The 744-nt window shown below is 58.6% G+C and carries 1 protein-coding gene; it reads right to left on the bottom strand.

Annotated elements, in window-relative coordinates; translation table 11 throughout:
* A partial coding sequence (locus tag A3730_RS07955) for a class I tRNA ligase family protein (RefSeq protein WP_156501071.1) occupies positions 1 to 744 on the bottom strand: 744 nt, incomplete at both ends.

Raw genomic sequence — 744 nt, 5'->3', positions numbered from 1 at the left:
CATCTCGCCGCGGATGTTGCGCACTGCAGTGATAACGGCCTTGACCCATTCCGCGCCGGTTTCCGCCTCTTCATCAATCTTGCTGGCGTCGCTGGCCGGGAAGGCTTGCAGCATGAGGGTGTTCCCGCTCTTGCCAGCCATGGGGCCAATCTTCTGCCAGATTTCTTCAGTGATGAAAGGCATGAAAGGATGGGCCAGGCGCAGAATGGCTTCCAGCACCGTGACCAGAGTGCGGCGGGTACCACGTTTCTGGGCAGCGGAGTACTCGTCACCCCAGAGCACTGGCTTGGAAAGCTCCAGATACCAGTCACAGTATTCATTCCAGATGAATTCATAGGCGGCATGGCTGGCCACGTCGAAACGGAAGTTGTCCAGTGCGTCGCTGACTTCCTGCTCGGCCCGTTGCAGGGTCGAGATAATCCAGCGGTCCGCCAGGGACAGCTCAATGTCGCTGTCAGCAGCGACGCCACAATCTTCCCCTTCGGTGTTCATCATCACATAGCGGGCGGCGTTCCAGATCTTGTTGCAGAAGTTCCGGTAGCCCTCGATGCGGCCCATGTCCCACTTGATGTCGCGGCCGGTGGAGGCCAGTGACAGGAAGGTAAAACGCAGGGCATCGGTGCCGTAGGCATTGATGCCGTCGGGGAAATCCTTGTGGGTGCGCTTGGTGATCTGCTTTTCCTTCTGCGGCTGCATCAGCCCCTTGGTGCGCTTTTCTACCAGTTCTTCCAGCTTGATGCCGTC

Source organism: Alcanivorax sp. HI0044 (assembly GCF_001634945.1).
The sequence above is the reverse complement of the archived record's forward strand: the minus strand, read 5'-3'. Positions and strand labels throughout refer to the sequence as shown.